Origin of the sequence: Mesorhizobium metallidurans STM 2683 (genome assembly GCF_000350085.1) — a bacterium.
Classification (GTDB): Bacteria; Pseudomonadota; Alphaproteobacteria; order Rhizobiales; family Rhizobiaceae; genus Mesorhizobium; species Mesorhizobium metallidurans.
The window spans coordinates 132966-152373 of the sequence record NZ_CAUM01000006.1 but is presented as its reverse complement, the minus strand read 5'-3'; the positions used below and the strand labels follow the sequence as shown (position 1 = coordinate 152373).

Here is a 19408-nt window from a genome sequence, read left to right as displayed (position 1 = left end):
ATGACCGAATGCATTCTGACCCCTGTGTAGATGGTGATATTCGTTCTGTCCCATGGTTAGTGGGTTCAATTTATGAATTGGAGGACATAATGCATTCGGTCATCAGCTGAACCACAACCCTCCGCAGTCCGCATTCAGTCCATAGTTCTCCTGCTGATCGCTCAGATACATCTCGATCCCGACCTTGTTGAAACGAAGGATCACGGACGTAGACGGGTATTCGTAGAACCTCTTGTAGCCGTCGTCTCCCAGCATCTCGATTTCTATATGCACCCCGGCCATGAACTTGGACCAGTTCATCAACACAAGCGTGAGAACAGCTGGGGCTTTGTCCAAGCCCCATGCATCCACCATTCCAGCGAGGTGGCCGAAGGGCTTACCTCCAATGATCGGTATCCCAGTGATTTTTCGCCAGATGTTAGCGAGGTGCCTCTGGACCTGCCTCTTCGTCTTCGGCCCCGGTATTCCCTCCCTAAGAAGCGTAAAGCCTTGTGCACGCTCTCGAATAATCGGGGGCTTGCTGATCATGCGACAGAGGGTGCTGACGGAAATGGTCAGCTTGGCGCAAATGTCTGATTGAGGCATGGCACACCACATGAAGCCGTCTAACTCATAAGGTGCCGTAGCGATCTTATCTGCGATCAACTGCCGAAGGGCATCCACGCTCTCCTTCGTCATAGAGGTAGCCCAACCCGTGCGAAACGAGTGGGAAAAGCCTCGCACCAAATCAGGACAATTCCGGGAGTATTCCGGGAGTTTAGGCGCTCAATCCGGGGTTTTGGTTCCCTTATGTTCCCTTGTAACCTCGCCTTTCCCGCTGGTGTCAGGGCAAAGATAATAGGAAAAGCAAAGAGATAGTTGGTGCCGCTTAGGTGACTTGAACACCTGACCCCATCATTACGAATGATGTGCTCTACCAACTGAGCTAAAGCGGCCCGGGAAGCCCGAGGCCTCCAAGATGCGCTGGGTGATAGACGCAACCGGCCGTGAATTCAAGATGGGCCGCCGCGAAATCAAGATGGGACTTGGCAATTCGTGCCGATCCCATGCGCTGCCCAAACGAAGCCCACGCCGCCGCTCCGCCATTGTTCGCGCGATGCCACACCAGCAGGTTGTTTGCCGTCGAGGCGGAAAACTGGCGAAAAATGTTGATTTCTTTACCGAAAAGCCGCCGAAATGGGCTTTGGAGGCGTCGGCAAGGCAGAATGCGGCCGCTCGCCCGTTGATTGATTGGTCGCCTGCGGCTAACGATCATGACAATGTGAGCGAACGTGCAGAGGGATCCGGCTTGGACGCGATCGAAAAAGCGATCCGGAATGCTTTCGAAAAAGGCAATGCCGAGGATCGGGCGTTTCGCGAGCGGGTCTATCGGTCGGCCTTCGCAGCACTTGACCGTGCTCTTCAGGCCAATCCGAACGTAACGGTGGAAGTCGCCATCAAGCGCCGCAAGGCGGTGCAGGCCAAGATCGCTGAAATCGAAACCGAATTCCTGCCGGCGATTCCCGACATTGGCGCGCCGGAGGACAACGCTGAGGTGGTGCCGGCAGATAACGCCGCGGCAGCAGCGCCGGAGGACAACGTTGCGGCAGCGCCGGCGGTGGAGCTTCCGGCAGAGGCTGAAGCTGCCGAGCCCGCGCCGTCGCCCGACATCGTTGTCGACGGGCCGGTAGAACCTCCTCCATCCGACGAACCCAGGTCGCGCGTGCTGCCGGTCGTCCCCGATATCATGCCCGAAGCGGTTTTTCCCGGCGTGCCGGAGGTCGACATGTCGGCCCCTGCATCGACCGGAGCCGATGACGCCGAGGTGACGCCCGACCGCGACGAGAGGCGGATAAGAGGGCGCCGCTTGCCGCTGACGGCTATCTTCCTTGGCGTGACGCTGCTCGCGGCCGCCGGCATCGGTCTGTATTTCGCCGCGCAGACCGGCGTCTTCAAGACGCCGGCTGAGCTCGATACGGCGCCGCCACAGGAGCCGCCGACGGTGGACGACGACGATTTTGCGCCGCCGGCAGATACGGCCTCGCCGCAAAAGCCCGGCGAGGCGGATCAGGCGCGCGACTGGATCAACGTGTTTTCGCCAGGCGACCCCACGCTCGTCAGTGCACCCTCGGATGCCAAGGCTGAAGCCATGCAGGACGAGAGCGGTTCCTTCCTGCGCATCCGTTCGGGCGCCTCCGGTTCGGCCATCAGCTTCGATGTCGGACAAGGCGTGCTGGAGAAGCTCGCCGGCAAGCATGCGACGTTCGACATCCTCGCGCGTTCCGAGGAAGGTAAGGAGACGCAGATTTCCGTCGACTGCAATTTCGGCGAACTCGGCGACTGCGGCCGCAAGCGCTATGCGGTCGGCCGGGAGCGCAATGAATATCTGTTCGACGTGCGGTTTCCCGACAAGCGACCGGGTGCCGCCGGCACCATCGCCATCAATTCCGACTTCGACAAGCAGGGCAAGTCGGTCGACATCTACGAGATCCGCGTCTCGATATTGCCGTAGGAGCATCGGACCCAAAAGTGGAAACCGGTTTTGGGAAAATCCGATGCTCAAACAAAAGTCTAACTATCGAGTAGCGCCTGCAGCGTCTCGATGCGGTCGGCCTCGGCTGCCGGCTTGTCCCAACGCAGCCGCGAAATGCGCGGAAAGCGCATGGCGACGCCCGATTTGTGCCGCGTCGAGCGGTTGAGCCCTTCGAACGCCACCTCCAGCACCAGGCCTTCTCTGCGATCGGCCCGCACCGAGCGGACCGGGCCAAAACGCTCGATCGTGTTGTCCCTGACATATTTGTCGATCTGCTTCAGTTCCTCGTCGGTGAAGCCGAAATAGGCCTTGCCGACCGGCACCAGCTCTTCCGCGCCCTCCGGTCCGGACCAGACGCCGAACGTGTAGTCGGAGTAAAAGCTCGAACGCTTGCCATGGCCGCGCTGGGCATACATCAGCACGGCGTCGACCGTATGCGGATCACGCTTCCATTTGAACCACGGACCTTTCGGCCGCCCAGTGAGATAGGGCGAATCCCAGCGTTTCAGCATGACGCCTTCGATGATCGGGTGCGGCGGCGCCCGGCGCAATTCCTCGAGTGCCGTCCAGTCCGGGAATTCGACCAGCGGCGACAGATCGAAACGGCTGGGGTCGAGCGTCCCGATAAAGCTTTCCAGCCGGCCGCGCCGCTCGCGAAACGACAGCGCGCGCAGATCCTCGTCGCCGATCTGCAGCGCATCGTAGCAGCGCATGAAGGCCGGATATCGCTGCTGTATCTTCGGCGTCACGCTCTTGCGGTTCAGCCGCTGCTGCAGGTCCGAAAACGTCCCGGTCGCCTGGGGATCGCCGACCAGCAGCTCGCCATCCAGCGCGGCTGAAAAATCCATGGCTTCGGCAAGGTCGGGGAAGGCGCCGGAAACATCGTCGCCAGTGCGCGAATAGAGCCGGCGGACACCGCCTTCGCAAACCGCCTGAACGCGGATGCCGTCCCATTTCCACTCGGCCGCATAGTCGGCCGGATCGAGCTTTTCGAGGTCGCCGTCGCCGACCGCATTGGACAGCATCACCGGCCGGAACAGCGCCAGCGCCGTCTTCTCGGGTCTTTCCGCCTTGCCTTCCAGCCAGGCAAAGAGCCCGGCATAGGGTGGCGTCAGCCCGTGCCAGAGCTCCTCGATCTCGGCGACGTCGACTTGGCCGAGGTCGGCCAGCGCCTGCTTGGCCAGCCGCGCCGAGACGCCGATGCGCAGGCCGCCGGTCACCAGCTTGATGATGGCGAAACGCGCCGAGATGCTGGCGCTGTCCAGCAGCCTCGCCAGCACCTTCGGTCCGTCGGAACGGCTGGCCGCCTGCAGCTTCGCCACGACCTCGGCGAGCGTCGGCGAATGGTCCGGGGGATCCCCAGGCGGTTGCGGCCAGACCAGCGACACGGTTTCGGCGAGATCGCCGACATAGTCGTAGGAATAGCCGAACAGCACCGGGTCCATGCGCTCGATGACCAGCGTTCGCAGCATGGCCGGCTTGACCGCGGCGATCGAAAGGTCGCCGGTGATCGCGGCCAACGCCAGCCCGCGATCCGGATCCTCGACGCTGCGGAAATAATCGGTCAGAAGCGTCAGCTTGCCATTGCGCGACGGCGTCAGCACCAGGCGGTCGAGCAGTTCGGCAAAGCGGTTCATGAGGGGGCGCGCCGGGTCAATCGGGAGAGATTGCGTTCCGTCACACCCCCCTCTGTCCTGCCGGACATCTCCCCCGCAAGGGGGGAGATCGGATGTCGCCACTGGTTTCGCCAATCTCCAGTGTTGGGGGAATGAGCGCGGCGCCGAAGCTGCCAATCTCCCCCCTTGCGGGGGAGATGGCCGGCAGGCCAGAGGGGGGTGTGAAGGATCGCGGCACTGGCGATTGATGGGTCAACAATTGCCATCAATCGCCCTCGTCCTCATATCCCACCAGATGCAGCGGCCGCGCCGCGATGCCTTCGAGCTCGCACCAGCGCACCAGCGCTTCCTCTCGCCCATGCGTAACCCAGATCTCCTCGGCGCCGGTCTCCTTGATCGTGGCGGTCAGCTCGTCCCAGTCGGAATGGTCGGAAATGATCAGCGGCAGCTCGACGCCGCCTTGCTTGGCGCGCTGGCGGATGCGCATCCAGCCGGACGCGAAGCATGAGATCGGATCGGGAAAGCGCCGCGCCCAGCGGTCGGCGAAGGCCGATGGCGGACCGATGACGATGGCTCCGGTGAAATCGTCCTTGCCGCCGCTTTCGACGGTTGCCGGCTCCAGCCTGCCGAGGTCGATGCCCTGGTTCTGGTAATAGTCGCTGAGCTTGGCCAGCGCGCCATGAATGTAGATCGGCCTGTCGAAGCCGGCATCGCGCAGCAGCCGCATCACCCGCTGCGCCTTGCCGAGCGCATAGGCGCCGACCAGATGCGATCGTTCGGGAAACTGCGCCGCCGATTTCAGCAGCCGGGCAATCTCTTCACTGTCGGGTGGATGACGGAACACCGGCAGGCCGAAGGTCGCCTCGGTGATGAAGACATCGCATTTGACCGGTTCGAACGACTCGCAGGTGGCGTCCTTCTGGCGCTTGTAGTCGCCGGAGGCGACGATGCGCCTGCCCTGATGCTCGACGGCGATTTGCGCCGAGCCGAGCACATGGCCGGCTGGATGAAAGGTGACCGTGACCCCGTTCAGCGCGATTGTCTCGCCAAGGGCCGCCGCTTGCGTCGTCCCGGCGAACCCCTCGCCATAACGCAGCCCCATAATGTCGAGCGTCTGCCTTGTGGCGAGCACGGCGCGGTGGCCGGAACGAGCATGGTCGGAATGGCCGTGCGTGATCAGCGCCCGGTTGACCGGCCGCACCGGATCGATGAAGAAATCGCCGGGCGGGCAATAGAGGCCCTCGGGCCGGGGATGAAGCAGGTCGCTGGCGCGCATTTTTCCAAGATAGTTGCTAATTCCGCCGCGGGAAGCCTGTTGCAAGAGACTGCTGACTCCAGCATACACCCGTGCCGGCCTCATTTGCCGGCGGAACAACCGTCGATGAAATCACTCCAGACCTCTTCCGGCGACCTCAACACCGATCGTCGTGCCGACTATGCCGAAATGCTTCACGCATCCGGCGATCATCCGGCAGCCGCCGAGCTGCTGCTCGGCGCGCTGGAACTGGCGCCGCAATGGGCGATGGGCTGGTTCCGCCTCGGCGAGATACAGGAGGCCGCGGGCGCTTTCGATCAGGCGGCGCAGGCCTGGACGATGACGCTCAAGCTGGAGCCGGCGGATCGGCTTGGTGCGGGGCTTAAGCTGCAACTGATCGGCAGGGCGCCAGCCACCCCGGCACCGCCCAGCGCCTTCGTCGAAACGCTGTTCGACCACTATGCCGGTACCTTCGACGAGGCGCTGGTCGACAAGCTCGGTTACCTCCTGCCCGAGTTTCTCGATCGGGCCATTCGGTCGGCAAGGCCGGGCCGCTTCCGGCTGGCGATCGACCTCGGCTGCGGCACCGGCCTGATGGGCCAGAGGCTGCGGCCGATCGCCGATCGCCTCGAGGGTTACGACATCTCGGCCAGGATGCTGGGCAAGGCGCGGGCCAAAGGCGTCTACGATCATCTCGCCAAGGCGGACCTGCAGACCTTTTCCCATGCCGGCGAAAGAGCCGATCTGGTGGTGGCGGCCGACGTGTTCATCTATATCGGCGCGCTCGAAGGCATCGTCGGGACGGTTGCCGAGATGCTTGCCGATAATGGTCTGTTCGCGTTCTCGGTCGAGACGCTCGCAGGCGCCGCCGACTTCGCGCTGCAGCCGTCGCGGCGCTATGCGCATTCGGAAATCTATGTGCGCCACGTGCTCGCGGCCAACGGCTTTTCGATCCTGTCGGCGCAAACAACCGTCATCCGGCAGGATCGCCGCCAACCGGTCGAGGGGCTGGCCGTGGTCGCGGCCTTGCGCACTTCACCGGGCAATGTGTGAACGGGATTTTCGTATACAGGCCACACCATCGTTGCATTGGCTGCGAAAAAGTCCGATTCCCATGCCCGAAAGATGGAACATTGACAGGGAGCACGCCCATGCGCTGGAACTTGGTGGTCTTGGCATCTTGCCTGGCAATGGCCGGCTGCGCCGGCTCTTCGCTGGCCGAACGGCAGGATGAGAACGTCGAGTCCTCGCTGCAGTTCGACAGCGTGCCTTGCGACCAGTTGCTGGCGCAAAGAAATGCCTTGGCGCAGCAATATCGCCTGCCGCGGGACGCCAAGCCCGCCTTCTCCAATTCGGGTACAGGCTTCGGCCCGTTCACGCCCGATGTCCGTTCCAAGGCACGGCGCGATGCCGAACAGGCCAGCGGCCGGATCGACGCCATGAACCGGTCGATCACCCGCCGCGACTGCGGCAAGCCGGCCAAGCAGAATAAGTTCGCCCTGCCGAGCTAATATCCCGCGTCGCGATCCACCAGATTGTCGAGCGTCTCGCCGCGCTCGAACGCCGCCATCTGCCGCAGCATGATCGGCACCAGGTGCACGGGATCGGAGGTCGCCGCCGCATGCGGCGTGACGAACACCTTGGGGTGGCTCCACAGCGGGCTGGTCTTGGGCAGCGGCTCGACCTCGAACACGTCGAGGCTCGCTTCCTTCAGCGTGCCGTCCTCCAGCGCGCGCAGTATGTCGGCGTCCTTCTGCAGCCGGCCGCGCCCGGCATTGATCAGCACCGAGCCGCCGAGGCCGTTGCGCTTGCGCAGCTCCTTCAGCACACCATGGTTGATGATGCCTTGCGTCTGCCGGGTGAGCGGCAACAGCACCACCAGAATGTCGGTGGCATTGAGGAAGGGAATCAATCCGGCCTCGCCCGAATAGGTCGAGACACCTTCCATCGGCCGGTCGCTCCGCGACCAGCCATTGACCGCAAAGCCGAGCGACAGCAGCGCCGACGCCGCCGCGCGGCCGAGATTGCCGAGCCCCATGATACCGACGGAGATGTCGCCGGCCAGCCGCTGCGGCGGCTCGTGCCAGATCTTCTTGGGTTGCTGCGCGCGGTAGAGCATGCCCTGGCGGTGGTGGTCGAGCACCCGCCAGACGACATATTCGGTCATGTGCTGGGTAAGATTGTCGGCAACGATTTTCACGATCGGCACATCGGGCAGGGTGGGATCGGCGAAGATGTGATCGACGCCGGCGCCGATGGAAAAAATGGCGCGCAGATTGGGCAGCGACGACAGAAGGTTCGGCCGCTGCTTCCACACCACCGCATAGGTGATCGAGGGGTCGCTGGCGCCCTCCGGCTCAAGCACGACTTCGCGCTCCGCCGACAGCAGCTCTTGCCAGCGCCGTGGATGGATACCGGTAAGGGCAAGCAGGATACGGCCTTTTTCCATTTGCGGAGTATTCTTCCCTATTGTCCGAGCTTTTTGCAGCCTACTCGCTGACGATGCCGACCGGCGCCGTCTCGATCTTGAAGGCGGCAGAGATCAGCGCCCGAGTATAGTCGGTTTGCGGGTTTCCAAAAATCTGCTCGGAAGGACCGGCCTCGACGATCCTGCCATTGCGCATGACGATGACGTCGTTGGCAAGCGCGCGGATGACTTTCAAATCGTGGCTGATGAACAGATAGGCGAGGTCGTGCTTCGCCTGCAGGCTGCGCAGGAGGTCGACGACCTGCGCCTGCACGCTCATGTCGAGCGCCGAGGTCGGTTCGTCCAGCATGACGAAACGCGGGTTGAGCACCATGGCGCGCGCAATGGCGACGCGCTGCCGCTGGCCGCCGGAGAATTCGTGCGGATAGCGGTTGCGCGTGGCGGGATCGAGGCCGACCTCCTTCAGCACACCAACGATGCGTTTGTCGCGCTGATCGGGCGACAGTTTCGGCTCGTGGATCTTCAGCCCTTCCTCGATGATCTCTGAAATCGACATGCGCGGACTGAGCGAGCCGAAGGGATCCTGGAAGACGATCTGCAGTTCGCGCCTGAGCGGCCGCATGTCGTTGAAGGTCAGCTTGTTTATGTCGCGGCCGTTGAACCGGATGCTCCCGGTCGAGGAGATCATCCTGGCCAGCGCCAGGCCGAGCGTCGTCTTGCCCGAACCGGATTCGCCGACGACGCCGAGCGTCTGCCCGGCGCGCACGGTGACGTCGATGCCGTCGACCGCCTTCACATTGTCGACCGTGCGCCGGAAAAAGCCCTTTTTGATCGGAAACCAGACTTTTATGTCCTTGCCCGTCATCACAGGCTTGGCGGCATCGTTGGCGGCCGGCGGCTTGCCCTTCGGTTCGGCGGCAAGCAGATGCCGGGTGTAGGCGTGCTGCGGATTGGCGAAAATGTCCTTGGTCGGACCGGTCTCGACGATCTTGCCCTTGGTCATCACGCAGACCCGGTCGGCGATCTTCCTGACGATGCCGAGATCGTGGGTGATGAACAGCATCGACATGTTCTTGCGGCTCTTCAGGCCCGCAAGCAGTTCGAGGATCTGCGCCTGCACGGTCACGTCGAGCGCCGTCGTCGGCTCGTCGGCGATCAGAAGCTCAGGCTCGTTGGCCAGCGCCATGGCGATCATGACACGCTGGCGCTGGCCGCCGGAAAGCTGGTGCGGATAGGCGTCGAGCCGTTTTTCCGGCTCGCGGATGCCGACCTCGTTCAACAGTTCCAGCGTACGCGCCTTGGCCTGGCGGTCGCCCAGCCCCTGATGCAGCTTCAGCACCTCGACGATCTGCTGCTCGATCGTATGCAGCGGATTGAGCGAGGTCATCGGCTCCTGGAAGATCATGGTGATGTTGTTGCCGCGTACGCGGCGCAGTTCCTTCTCGTTGGTGGCGAGCAGGTCGGCGCCCTGGAACAGGATCTGCCCCGACGGATGGCTGGCGGTCGGATAGGGCAAGAGCTTCAGCACCGACAGCGCCGAGACCGACTTGCCGGAGCCGGATTCGCCGACCAGCGCCACCGTCTCGCCCTTGGCGATGTCGAAGGAGATGTGGTCGACGGCGATCGACTGGCGCCCTTCTTGCGCGAAGGCGACGCTCAGATCCCGGACCGAGAGGAGAGGAGCGGTCATGGCTCAAGTTCCGCGATGACTCTATCCAAGGCATAAATTTCCGGTCGCATGATCGAAATTTCGGCTGCCATTTGAAGGCGAACGAGACGATTTGGTACGATAGAATAGGTCTCCTTCAATCTCGTATCCGCAGTCAGAAATTGTGTGCAGCCGAAGTGCATCGCTGTGGAAAGATGGATCGCGTCTGGCAATCTTAATGAAAGGAATTCCGAACGCAGTTGAGCTGCGTGCCAGAGAATCTCGCGGGTTACAGTCTCAATTGAGATAAAGGCATTGCCGATCGAAATATTGTCGTAGAGTTCGATCAGCCGTTCATTGTTCTTTTTCAAGGGGTCAACCATCAACTCTGCGAGAACGATCTCGCTTGTCGCCAGGAAAGGTTGCTTTCTGCCCCCGTTCAGTGAAATGACCTGAAGTAGTTTTTTTGCAAGCGCGTCATTGTTCTCAAAGGCGTAGATGAAAATATTGGTGTCGACGTAAAGCCGGACTGCAGCCATCAATCCTCCCACTCATCGCGGAGGGCACGAACACGCGCGACGGCCTCATCGAGGCTTGTTCCCGGCGCGTTGGCCTGAGCATTCCGCATGAGTTCAAGCAATTGTTCGCGGCCGAGGGGCCTGTTGGCCTCTTCTTCCACGGTCACTTTGACCGAGGCGCCCAGAGCTATACCTTTTCGCAGTTCATCCGGGAGCTTCGATGCCGGGTAATGTTCAAGGATGATCTTATTCACGACCCTTTCCTTCCACAAAATTGCGGATTGACGGACTGAACGAACGCCAACACATCGTCCTGGCTTCGCTCGATTTCGGCCAACTTGCTCTCCGGCGATCGAGCGACGGCTGCCACTGGTGTTTCACCGGTCATAGCCGCCAATTCTTGATGGGTAGGTCCGCCTTTGTTCGGATTGCCATTCCCGGAATATAACACGCCGAATGCCGGCCTGCATCGCTCTCATCGGAACGTCTTGCGCGGATCGAACGCGTCGCGGGTCGCCTCGCCGACGAAGACCAGCAGCGATAGCATCAGCGAGATGACGACGAACCCCGAAATGCCGAGCCATGGCGCGTTGAGGTTGCGCTGGGCCTGCTTCAGGAGTTCGCCGAGCGAGGCGGAGCCGGGCGGCAGGCCGAAGCCAAGGTAATCGAGCGAGGTCAGCATAGAGATCGAGCCACTGAGCAGGAACGGCAGGAAGGTCAGCGTCGCCACCATGGCATTGGGCAAGAGATGCCGGAACATGATGGTGCGGTTGGGCACGCCGAGCGCGCGCGCCGCGTTGACATATTCGAAATTGCGGGCGCGCAGGAATTCGGCCCGCACCACGCCGACCAAAGCCACCCACGAGAACAGCAGCATCAGCCCGAGCAGGATGAAGAAGCCGGGCGGCAGGATGGCGGCGATGATCAGCAGGAGATAGAGAACCGGGATCGCCGACCAGATCTCGATGAAGCGCTGGAACAGAAGGTCGGTCCAGCCGCCGAAATAGCCTTGCAATGCACCCGCCGTCACCCCGATCAGCGCCGAGCCGGCGGTAAGGATCAAGCCGAACAACACCGAGACCCTGAAGCCGTAGATGACGCGCGCCAGCACGTCGCGGGCCTGGTCGTCGGTGCCCAGCCAGTTCCAGTTGCCGACGATGCAATTGGGATCGGCCGCGCCTTGCGGATACTGGTTGCAAAGGGTCTTCTTGTTATAGAGCCAGGACGGCTTGGTGGGCGCCGCCTCGGGAATGGCGTTGTTGACGGTCTGGTAGGAGTAGCGGACCGGCGGCCAGATCATCCAGCCATTGGCCTTGATCTCGTCCTGGATGACCGGATCGCGATAATCGGTGACCGCATAGAAGCCGCCAAACTTCTCCTCGGGATAGGCGACCAGAACCGGGAACAGGATTTCGCCCTTGTAGGAGGCGACGATCGGCTTGTCGTTGGCGATCAATTCGGAAAACAGCGACAGCACGAACAGCACGAGGAAAATCCACAACGACCAGAAGCCGCGCCGGTTGGCCTTGAAATTCTGCCAGCGGCGCTGGTTGAGCGGCGACATCCGGGGCCGGGCGATCCGGTCCGGCGTCGTTTCGGCGGCAGCTTCCGCCATCAGATGTCTCTCCGCTCGAAGTCGATGCGCGGGTCGACCCAGGTGTACATCAGGTCGGACAAGAGCCCGATGAACAGCCCGATGAGCGAGGTGATGTAGAGATTGGCGAAGACCACCGGATAGTCGCGCTGCAGCACCGAGTTGAAGCCGAGCAGGCCGAGCCCATCCAGCGAAAAGATATTCTCGATCAGCAGCGAACCGGTGAAGAAGGCCGAGATGAAGGCGCCGGGAAAGCCGGCGATGACGATCAGCATGGCGTTGCGGAAGACATGGCCATAGAGCACCTGGCGTTCCGACAGGCCCTTGGCGCGGGCGGTCACCACATATTGCTTGCGGATCTCCTCGAGGAACGAGTTCTTGGTGAGCAGCGTTGTCGTGGCGAAGGCCGACAGCACCAGCGCCGTCAGCGGCAGGGTCATGTGCCAGAAATAGTCGAGGATCTTGTCCGGCCACGACAATTGGTCCCAATTGTCCGAGACGATGCCGCGCAGCGGGAACCAGTCGTAGAACGATCCGCCAGCGAACAGCACCATCAACAGGATGGCAAACAGGAAGCCGGGAATGGCATAGCCGACGATGACGACGCCGCTGGTCCAGACATCGAACGCCGAGCCGTCCTTGATCGCCTTGCGGATGCCGAGCGGGATCGAGATCAGATAGGACAAAAGCGTGATCCACAGCCCGATCGAGATCGACACCGGCATCTTTTCGAGGATCAGGTCGAGCACCGAAATGTCGCGGAAATAGCTGTCGCCGAAATCGAACCGGATATAGTTCCACAGCATCATGCCGAAGCGTTCGAGCGGTGGCTTGTCGAAGCCGAACTGCTTTTCCAGCTTGGCGATGAATTCCGGATCAAGCCCTTGCGCGCCGCGATATTTCGAGCCGACGTCGCCGGCGACATCGAAATTGCTGCCGCCTGTGTCCCCGCCGCCGCTGCCGAGGCGGTCGCTGCCGCCCTGGTTGGTCAGCCTGGCAATGACCTGCTCCACCGGTCCGCCCGGAGCAAACTGGATGACGGCGAAAGATATCGCCATGATGCCGAACAGGGTCGGAACCATCAACAGGATGCGGCGCAGTATATAGGCGCCCATCAGATGTTGTCCTCCTTGAGGAGGAGCACTGTGTCTGGACGGCCCCCCAAGGCAATCGCTTCAGACCAATTATCGACGCCAGCGCCGCCCCTCATTGTCCTGCCCGTCCTCCGCAGCAGCTGCGCTGCAGCTGCTGAGGGTGGACCGGACATTTCTCTCCGCATAGTGACGGGGAGAAAGGGGCTGACCGTAGTCTCGGCGCTTTTACTAAAACGCTTGTGATTGGCGAAACCGTCGATGAAAGCGCCCCTCTCCCCGTCACTATACGGGGAGAGGATGCCGGCAGGCAGGTGAGGGGCAGCGCCGACGCCAGCAAGAAATTCACCCTTTGCCAATTTTTGCCGCCTTGCCCTTGTCGAACCACCATAGCGTTTCGACCGGAAAGCCGTAATCGGGTTTCTGCTCGGGAAAGTCGAACATGTCCCAATAGGCGACGCGGTGATTCGCGAGATAGTAAGTTGGAATCCAGTCCAGCCGCGCGCGCAAGACCCGGTCGAGCGCCCTGAGCGCCGTGACGAGTTCGATCCGGCTGCCGGCCTTGCCGGCTGCTACGATCAGCGCATCGATGGCGGGGCTTTCCGTACCGGGATAGTTGCGCTGCCCGGGCGTTTTCGCCATTCGAGAATCATAGAGTATCTCCAGGCCGTCGGCGGTGGGCGTCGCCCCTATCGACCACGCGAGCATGTTGAAACCGAAGTCGAAATCGCTCTGCCGCTTTTCATATTGCGTCGAATCGACCTGCCGGATCGAAGCGTCGATCCCGATCGCCTTCATATTCTCGGCCCATGGCGTGAAAATGCGAACGAGCCCATCCTCCTCGGCCAGCATTTCCACCCGCAGTCGCTCGCCCTTTTCATTGACCACGAAATTGCCCGCTCGCTTCCAGCCGGCCTCGGCAAGCAGTTTCGAAGCGGCGCCCAGCAGCTTGCGGTCGTGGCCCGAACCGTCGGAGACAGGTTGCATCACCGCTTCGCCGAACGTCTCTGGCGGCAGTTCGGCTCGAAACGGCTCGAGCAGGGCCAGTTCCCCGGGCGAGGGCAGTCCTTCCGCCTTGTAGTCCGACCGTTCGAAATTCGAATGCGAGCGCTCGTAGGAGTCGAAAAACAGAACCCGCTGGATCCATTCGAAATCGAAGCAATTGGCGATCGCCCGCCGCACGCGCACATCGCGGAATTGCGGACGGCGCTGGTTCAGCGCGACGGCCTGCATCGACGGCGATTTCTCGCCGGGAAACTCCCGTTTGACGACCTTGCCGTCCTTCAGCGCTGGAAAGTCGTAGCCGGTCGCCCATACACGCGCGGTAGCTTCCTCGCGAAAATGCGTGTCGCCTTTCTTGAAGGCTTCAAACGCTGCCTGGCGATCAAGATAAAAGTCGATACGGATGCGGTCGAAATTGTAAAGGCCGCGGTTTACGGCGAGATCACTGCCCCAATAGTCGGCGACGCGTTCATATTCGACAGTCTGTCCGGCTGCCACCCGCCCGATTTTGTAAGGCCCTGACCCGAGCGGCGGTTTCATCGTCGAGGCGTCGAACTCGTTGGTCGTATAAAAGGCCTTGGACACAATCGGCATTGCAACGACCGACAGAATATTCTGCGCGGACTGTTCACCGTTGAAGGTCAGGTTGACGGTGACGGGATCGACCGCGACCGCCTCCGTCATGTGCCGCAACGCCTTGGAAAGGTTCGGATGGCCCTTATCCTTGTAGAGCTTCAACGCGAAGACAACGTCTTCGGCAGTCAGCGGCGAGCCGTCGTTGAAGCGCGCTTGCGGCCGCAAGCTGAAGCGGAAGCCGTTGCGGTCCTGCGACAAGGTAACGGACTCGGCAAGCAGGCCATAGACCGCGTCAGGCTCGTCAAGTGCGCTCGCCATCAGCGAATCGAAACAGAGTTCGGTGCGCGGCGGTGAATCGCCCTTCAACACCAGTGAATTCAACGTGTTGAAGGTCAGGAAACTCTGATTCAAGGTGGAGTTGGGCGGTGCGAAATTCATCTGCCCGCCCTTGGGGGCGTCCGGATTGACATAGTCGAAATGCTTGAAATCCGCAGCATATCTGAGATCGCCGAAAGCCGACAGGCCGTGCAGTTTTACGCCGGTCGGGATGGTGGCGAAGGCCCGGCCGGGCAGCAGCGCTGCGGCGGCAGCCGCTGTGCCAAGGGCGAGAAAGTCGCGGCGGGGAAGAACCGCCATCAATTGCCGCCCTTGTATTTGGCCGCCAGCGCCTTTTCCTTGTCAGGATCGATCCACCAGGAGTTCTGGTCAACACCGCTATAGGTGGGCTGTTTTTCTGGAATGCCGAACTTGTTCCAATAGGCGAGCCACACCACGGCCCGGTAATATTGCGGCACGACATAGTAGTTCCACAGCAGCACCCGATCGAGTGCGTGGGTGGCGGCGACGAGATCTTCGCGGTCTGTGGCGAAGATGATGCGATCGACGAGCGCGTCGACCACTGGGTTCTTGATGCCGGAATAGTTGCGTGAACCGGGCGTGTCGGCGGCCTTCGAGCTCCAGAAGTCGCGCTGCTCGTTGCCCGGCGAATCCGATTGGCCAAGCTGCCCTATGATGGCGTCATAGTCGAAATTGTTGACGCGGTTGATGTACTGGGTCTGATCGATGAGCCGCAATGTGGCATCGACGCCGATCTTGCGCAGATTGGCGATATAAGGGCTGGAGATGACCTGGTCTGTGTCGTTCCAGCCCAGGATTTCGAATTTGAACGGTTCGCCGGTCTTTGCGTTGACCATCTTGCCGCCCTTGATCACCCAGCCTGCCTGGGCAAAGAGGTCGACCGCCTGCTTTAGATATTTCCGCTCCGCCTGCGGCGAATCATAGACCGGAAGCTTGAATTCCTGGGTGAAAAGTTCGGGCGGCAGCTTGTCTCGATACTCTTCCAGGATTTCGAGCTCCTTGCCTTGTGGCAGTCCGCTCGAGGCCAGTTCCGTGCCCTGGAAATAGCTGCTGGTTCGGGTGTTGAAACCGTAGAACAGCGTGCGGTTCATGGTCTCGAAGTCGAAGGGGTAAGTTAGTGCGGCACGCACGAGGCGATCCTGGAAAAGCGGCCGCCTTTGGTTGAGCATGAAAGCCTGCATTGGTTCAGGCGAGGTCGTCTTGAATTCCTTCTTGATCACGTCGCCGGCCTTGATCGCCGGGAAATCATAAAATGTCTTCCAGCGCTTTGAACTGTTTTCCGGCTTGACGTCGTCAAGTCCACCCTTGGTGAAGGCCTGCCATGCCGCGTTGTCGTCAAGGATGTAGGTGAAGCGCTGGGTGTCGAAATTTTCGCGGCCGATCTTCACGGGCAGCTTGGCGCCCCAATAATTGGGCACGCGCTGCCAAACGATTTCCGACCCAGGCTTGAAGCTCGCGATCTTATAGGCGGCGGAGCCGAGCGGAATTTCCAGCGTCGGCCTGGTGACGTCACGCTTTTTGCCGCTGGCGTCGGTCCCTTCCCACCAGTGCTTCGGCAGCACGACGAGATCGCCGAGGATCTGCGGCAATTCGCGGTTGCCTTTCTGGTTGAAACGGAATTCGACCTCGCGGTCGGAGATCGCGACCGCGTCGGTGACGTTCTCGAAATAGCGGCTGTATTGCGGGCTGTTGGCCTTCAGCACCTGGAACGACCAGATCACGTCGTCGACGGTGATCGGCTGGCCGTCATGCCATTTCGCACGCGGGTCGAGCCGGTAGGTCGCGGAAGAATAGTCGGTCGGATATTTATAGGCGTCGGCGATCAGCGGATGGCTGGTGCTACCCTCGTCCGTCGCCTGCTCCATCAGCGTGTCGTAGAGTAGGCCGCCACCGAACGGAAGGAGGCCGGCGGCTGGCGATCCCTGGACGATGTAGGGATTGAAGCTGTCATAGGTGCCAAGCACCACCGAATTCAGCGTGCCGCCCTTCGGCGCGTCCGGATTGACGTAGTCGTAGCGCTGGAAATTGTCGCCATATTTGGACTTGCCGATCAGCGACGAGGTGGTGCGCCATTCACCCGCATGCGTTGCCTGCAATCCGGCGGTCAGAAGGACCGCTGCCAGCAACGACCTCAGAAGCGTTCGGCCAACCGTCATGCGTTCTCCTCTTCGCGATCCTCAGGCAATCTAGATCATTTGACGCCCATGAAAACCGCCGCGGGCCGGCTTTGTCGCCGCACATGCGGTTTTCCTAACAAAAAAGCCGGGCAGGACCCGGCTTTTCTATGGATATGCCCATTACAATTCTGTCATTGAGCCGGCGCCGCCGCCGCAGGGGCGGTGGGTGCCGGCGCGGCAGGTTCTGCCGGCTTGGCCGGCGCTGCACCCTCGGCGGGCTTGGCAGGCGCGGCGCCCTCAGCGGGCTTGGCCGCATCCGCCGAAGCGCCAGGCGTCGGCAGCGGCTTCGGATTGTCCGACAGCGTGCGCAGATAGGCGATGACGTTGGCGCGGTCCTCTTCCTTCGGCAGACCGGCAAAACCCATCGCCGTGCCTTTTACGTCCTTCTTGGGCGAGGTGATGAAGCGGTCGAGATTCTCGTAGGTCCACTTCTCCGTGCCGCCCTTGGAATATTCCTTCATGCCGGCCGAATAGGCGAAGCCCTCGTGAGAGGCCACCGGACGATCGACGACGTCCCAGAGATCGGGGCCGACCTTGTTCGGGCCGTCCTTTTCGCCGGAATGGCAGGCCTGGCACTTCTTGAACACGGCCGCACCCGCCTCGGCATTGGCGGTGGCCAGGCGGTCGGCGATCGGCTTGGCCCCAGCCGCGGGAGCGGCCGGGCCGCCTTCGGCCGGCTCGGTGGCCTCGATGATGAAGCCGGGCTTTTCCGGCGCGGGCGAGGCGAACAGCGAATCGGACACAATGGCGACCGAGAAGACCACGAAGATGGTTCCGAGCAGCCCGCCGATCAGCTTGTTGATTTCGAAAGAGTCCATACGCCCCAGGCTCCCTTTTCCGGCGGACCGATCCGTCCACTCCGTCCGTCGGTATCGTGACCCAGCCCTCGGAGCCGGTCAAATCGGGCGGAAACTAGGTCTTTTGCTCCGGCGTTGCAACACCTATAAGGGCGCTTCCAGTGAGACCTTTTGCCACTTTTCCCATCCTCTTTTCGAACGCTTGCCGTCGTCATGTCCACGCTGATCCTCATCCCGGCCCGCATGGCCTCGACCCGCCTGCCGGGCAAGCCGCTGGCCGACATCGCCGGCGCTCCCATGATCGTCCACGTCGCCCGCCGCGCCGCCGATGCCCGGCTTGGCCGGGTGGTGGTCGCCACCGATACGCAAAGCGTGGCGGAAGCGGTGCGCCTGCACGGTTTCGAAGCTGTCATGACGCGGCCGGACCACGAATCGGGCTCCGACCGCATCTTCGAGGCGCTGACCGCGCTCGACCCCGGGCGCAAGGTCGAAACAATCGTCAATGTGCAGGGCGACCTGCCGACGATCGACCCCGACACCATCAATGCCGCGTTGAAGCCGTTCGATGATCCGACGGTGGACATCGCCACGCTCGGCGTCGAGATCGTCCGCGACGAGGAAAAGACCAACCCCCACGTCGTCAAGATCGTCGGCTCGCCGCTGTCCAGGACGCGGCTGCGGGCGCTCTATTTCACCCGCGCCACCGCGCCCTGGGGCGAGGGGCCGCTCTATCATCACATCGGCCTCTATGCCTACCGCCGCTCGGCACTTGAGCGCTTCGTCGCGCTGAAGCCGTCGCCGCTGGAACGGCGCGAGAAGCTCGAGCAATTGCGGGCGCTAGAGGCCGGCATGCGCATCGACGCCGAGATCGTGCGGTCGCTGCCGCTCGGCGTCGACACGCCGGACGACCTTGAACGCGCCAGAACCATCCTTTCAACCTGAGACATTTCAACCGAGACATTTGGCATGCCTGAAAAGACCAACAGAATATCCTTCCAGGGCGAGCCGGGCGCCAATTCCGACACCGCCAGCCGCAACATGTTCCCTGACATGGAGCCGTTGCCGTGCCCGACCTTCGAGGATGCGTTCAACGCGGTCGAGACCGGCAAGGCCGACCTTGCCATGATCCCGATCGAGAACACCATTGCCGGCCGCGTCGCCGACATCCATCACCTTTTGCCGGAATCGAAGCTGCACATTGTCGGCGAATATTTCCTGCCGATCCACTTCCAGCTCATGGTTCTGCCCGGCGTCAGGCGCGACGAGATCAAAACCGTGCACAGCCATATCCATGCGCTCGGCCAATGCCGCAAATACATCCGCAAGAACGGCTGGAAGGCGATCGTCGCCGGCGACACGGCGGGCGCCGCCAAGCAGGTCGCCGAGGTGAAGGACCGCACCATGGCGGCGCTTGCGCCGGCTTTGGCCGCAACACTCTATGGGCTCGACATCATCGAGGAGAATGTCGAGGACACCGACAGCAACGTCACCCGCTTCGTCGTGCTGACCAGGACCAGGCAATGGGCCGAACGCCCCTCGGCCGACACCAGGATGATGACCACGTTCATCTTCCGCGTCCGCAACGTGCCGGCCGCGCTCTACAAGGCGATGGGCGGCTTCGCCACCAACGGCATCAACATGACCAAGCTGGAAAGTTATCAGCTCGGCGCGTTCACGGCGACGCTGTTCTATGCCGACATTGAGGGCCATCCCGACGATCCGCTGGTGAAGCTGGCGCTCGACGAGCTACGCTTCTTCTCGCGCGAAATGCGGATCCTGGGTGTCTATCCCGCCAGCGAATCGCGCGAGCAATGGAAGGTGGCGGATTGAGGTGTGT

General features: G+C 61.9%; 17 protein-coding genes and 1 tRNA gene. 5 read left to right on the top strand and 13 right to left on the bottom strand.

Annotation, left to right across the window (positions count from 1 at the left end):
* Positions 1–102: 102 nt before the first annotated feature.
* Together MESS2_RS01630 and MESS2_RS01625 are read right to left on the bottom strand one after the other, a co-directional pair.
* Positions 103–678, bottom strand: a complete 576-nt coding sequence (locus MESS2_RS01630) for a hypothetical protein (protein ID WP_008872287.1) — start codon at positions 676–678, stop codon at positions 103–105.
* 181 nt (positions 679–859) lie between these two features.
* Positions 860–935, bottom strand: a tRNA-Thr gene (locus MESS2_RS01625).
* 353 nt (positions 936–1288) lie between these two features.
* On the opposite strand from MESS2_RS01625, the gene MESS2_RS01620 reads away from it, so the two are divergent.
* A complete protein-coding gene (locus MESS2_RS01620; RefSeq protein WP_040591811.1) occupies positions 1289–2491 on the top strand; it encodes a hypothetical protein in 1203 nt (400 codons plus the stop codon).
* A 59-nt stretch (positions 2492–2550) separates the two neighbouring features.
* Here MESS2_RS01620 and MESS2_RS01615 read toward each other — a convergent pair whose 3' ends face one another.
* Positions 2551–4149 carry a cisplatin damage response ATP-dependent DNA ligase gene (locus MESS2_RS01615; RefSeq protein WP_008872284.1) on the bottom strand — a complete coding sequence of 533 codons (1599 nt, stop codon included), beginning with the start codon at positions 4147–4149 and terminating at the stop codon, positions 2551–2553.
* 244 nt (positions 4150–4393) lie between these two features.
* Positions 4394–5404, bottom strand: coding sequence for a ligase-associated DNA damage response exonuclease (locus tag MESS2_RS01610; protein ID WP_008872283.1), 1011 nt, complete (start codon positions 5402–5404; stop codon positions 4394–4396).
* A 105-nt stretch (positions 5405–5509) separates the two neighbouring features.
* Here MESS2_RS01610 and MESS2_RS01605 point away from each other — a divergent pair, with 105 nt between their 5' ends.
* Both MESS2_RS01605 and MESS2_RS01600 read left to right on the top strand, forming a co-directional pair.
* Positions 5510–6436, top strand: coding sequence for a methyltransferase domain-containing protein (locus tag MESS2_RS01605; RefSeq protein ID WP_008872282.1), 927 nt, complete (start codon positions 5510–5512; stop codon positions 6434–6436).
* 98 nt (positions 6437–6534) lie between these two features.
* Entirely contained in the window at positions 6535–6894 is a 360-nt protein-coding gene (locus tag MESS2_RS01600; protein ID WP_008872281.1) for a hypothetical protein, read from the top strand.
* On the opposite strand, the gene MESS2_RS01595 is transcribed toward MESS2_RS01600, so the two are convergent.
* The 9 genes from MESS2_RS01595 to MESS2_RS01550 all read right to left on the bottom strand — a co-directional run bounded on the left by MESS2_RS01595 (position 6891) and on the right by MESS2_RS01550 (position 17592).
* Positions 6891–7832, bottom strand: coding sequence for a 2-hydroxyacid dehydrogenase (locus MESS2_RS01595; RefSeq protein ID WP_008872280.1), 942 nt, complete (start codon positions 7830–7832; stop codon positions 6891–6893). The genes MESS2_RS01600 and MESS2_RS01595 overlap by 4 nt on opposite strands.
* 40 nt (positions 7833–7872) lie before the next feature.
* Complete coding sequence (locus MESS2_RS01590; protein ID WP_008872279.1) at positions 7873–9501, bottom strand: ABC transporter ATP-binding protein; 1629 nt, start codon at positions 9499–9501, stop codon at positions 7873–7875.
* Complete coding sequence (locus tag MESS2_RS01585) at positions 9498–9998, bottom strand: type II toxin-antitoxin system VapC family toxin (protein ID WP_008872278.1); 501 nt, start codon at positions 9996–9998, stop codon at positions 9498–9500. Before MESS2_RS01585 ends, MESS2_RS01590 begins: the two co-directional genes overlap by 4 nt.
* On the bottom strand, positions 9998–10231 hold the full coding sequence (locus MESS2_RS01580; RefSeq protein WP_157357570.1) for a hypothetical protein: 234 nt from the start codon (positions 10229–10231) through the stop codon (positions 9998–10000). Before MESS2_RS01580 ends, MESS2_RS01585 begins: the two co-directional genes overlap by 1 nt.
* A gap of 221 nt (positions 10232–10452) precedes the next feature.
* Positions 10453–11592, bottom strand: coding sequence for an ABC transporter permease (locus MESS2_RS01575; protein WP_008872275.1), 1140 nt, complete (start codon positions 11590–11592; stop codon positions 10453–10455).
* Positions 11592–12686, bottom strand: a complete 1095-nt coding sequence (locus MESS2_RS01570) for a microcin C ABC transporter permease YejB (RefSeq protein ID WP_008872274.1) — start codon at positions 12684–12686, stop codon at positions 11592–11594. The genes MESS2_RS01575 and MESS2_RS01570 overlap by 1 nt, the downstream gene beginning before the upstream one ends.
* 321 nt (positions 12687–13007) lie before the next feature.
* Positions 13008–14876, bottom strand: a complete 1869-nt coding sequence (locus tag MESS2_RS01560) for an extracellular solute-binding protein (protein ID WP_008872272.1) — start codon at positions 14874–14876, stop codon at positions 13008–13010.
* Positions 14876–16753 (bottom strand): extracellular solute-binding protein, encoded by a 1878-nt coding sequence (locus tag MESS2_RS01555; protein ID WP_008872271.1) that lies wholly within the window; start codon positions 16751–16753, stop codon positions 14876–14878. The genes MESS2_RS01560 and MESS2_RS01555 overlap by 1 nt, the downstream gene beginning before the upstream one ends.
* A gap of 152 nt (positions 16754–16905) precedes the next feature.
* Positions 16906–17592 (bottom strand): c-type cytochrome, encoded by a 687-nt coding sequence (locus MESS2_RS01550; RefSeq protein ID WP_008872270.1) that lies wholly within the window; start codon positions 17590–17592, stop codon positions 16906–16908.
* Between the two features lie 192 nt (positions 17593–17784).
* Between MESS2_RS01550 and MESS2_RS01545 the strand changes: the two genes are divergently transcribed.
* Together MESS2_RS01545 and MESS2_RS01540 are read left to right on the top strand one after the other, a co-directional pair.
* Entirely contained in the window at positions 17785–18513 is a 729-nt protein-coding gene (locus MESS2_RS01545) for a 3-deoxy-manno-octulosonate cytidylyltransferase (RefSeq protein ID WP_008872269.1), read from the top strand.
* 24 nt (positions 18514–18537) lie between these two features.
* Positions 18538–19401, top strand: a complete 864-nt coding sequence (locus MESS2_RS01540; RefSeq protein ID WP_008872268.1) for a prephenate dehydratase — start codon at positions 18538–18540, stop codon at positions 19399–19401.
* The last annotated feature ends 7 nt before the right edge of the window (positions 19402–19408 follow it).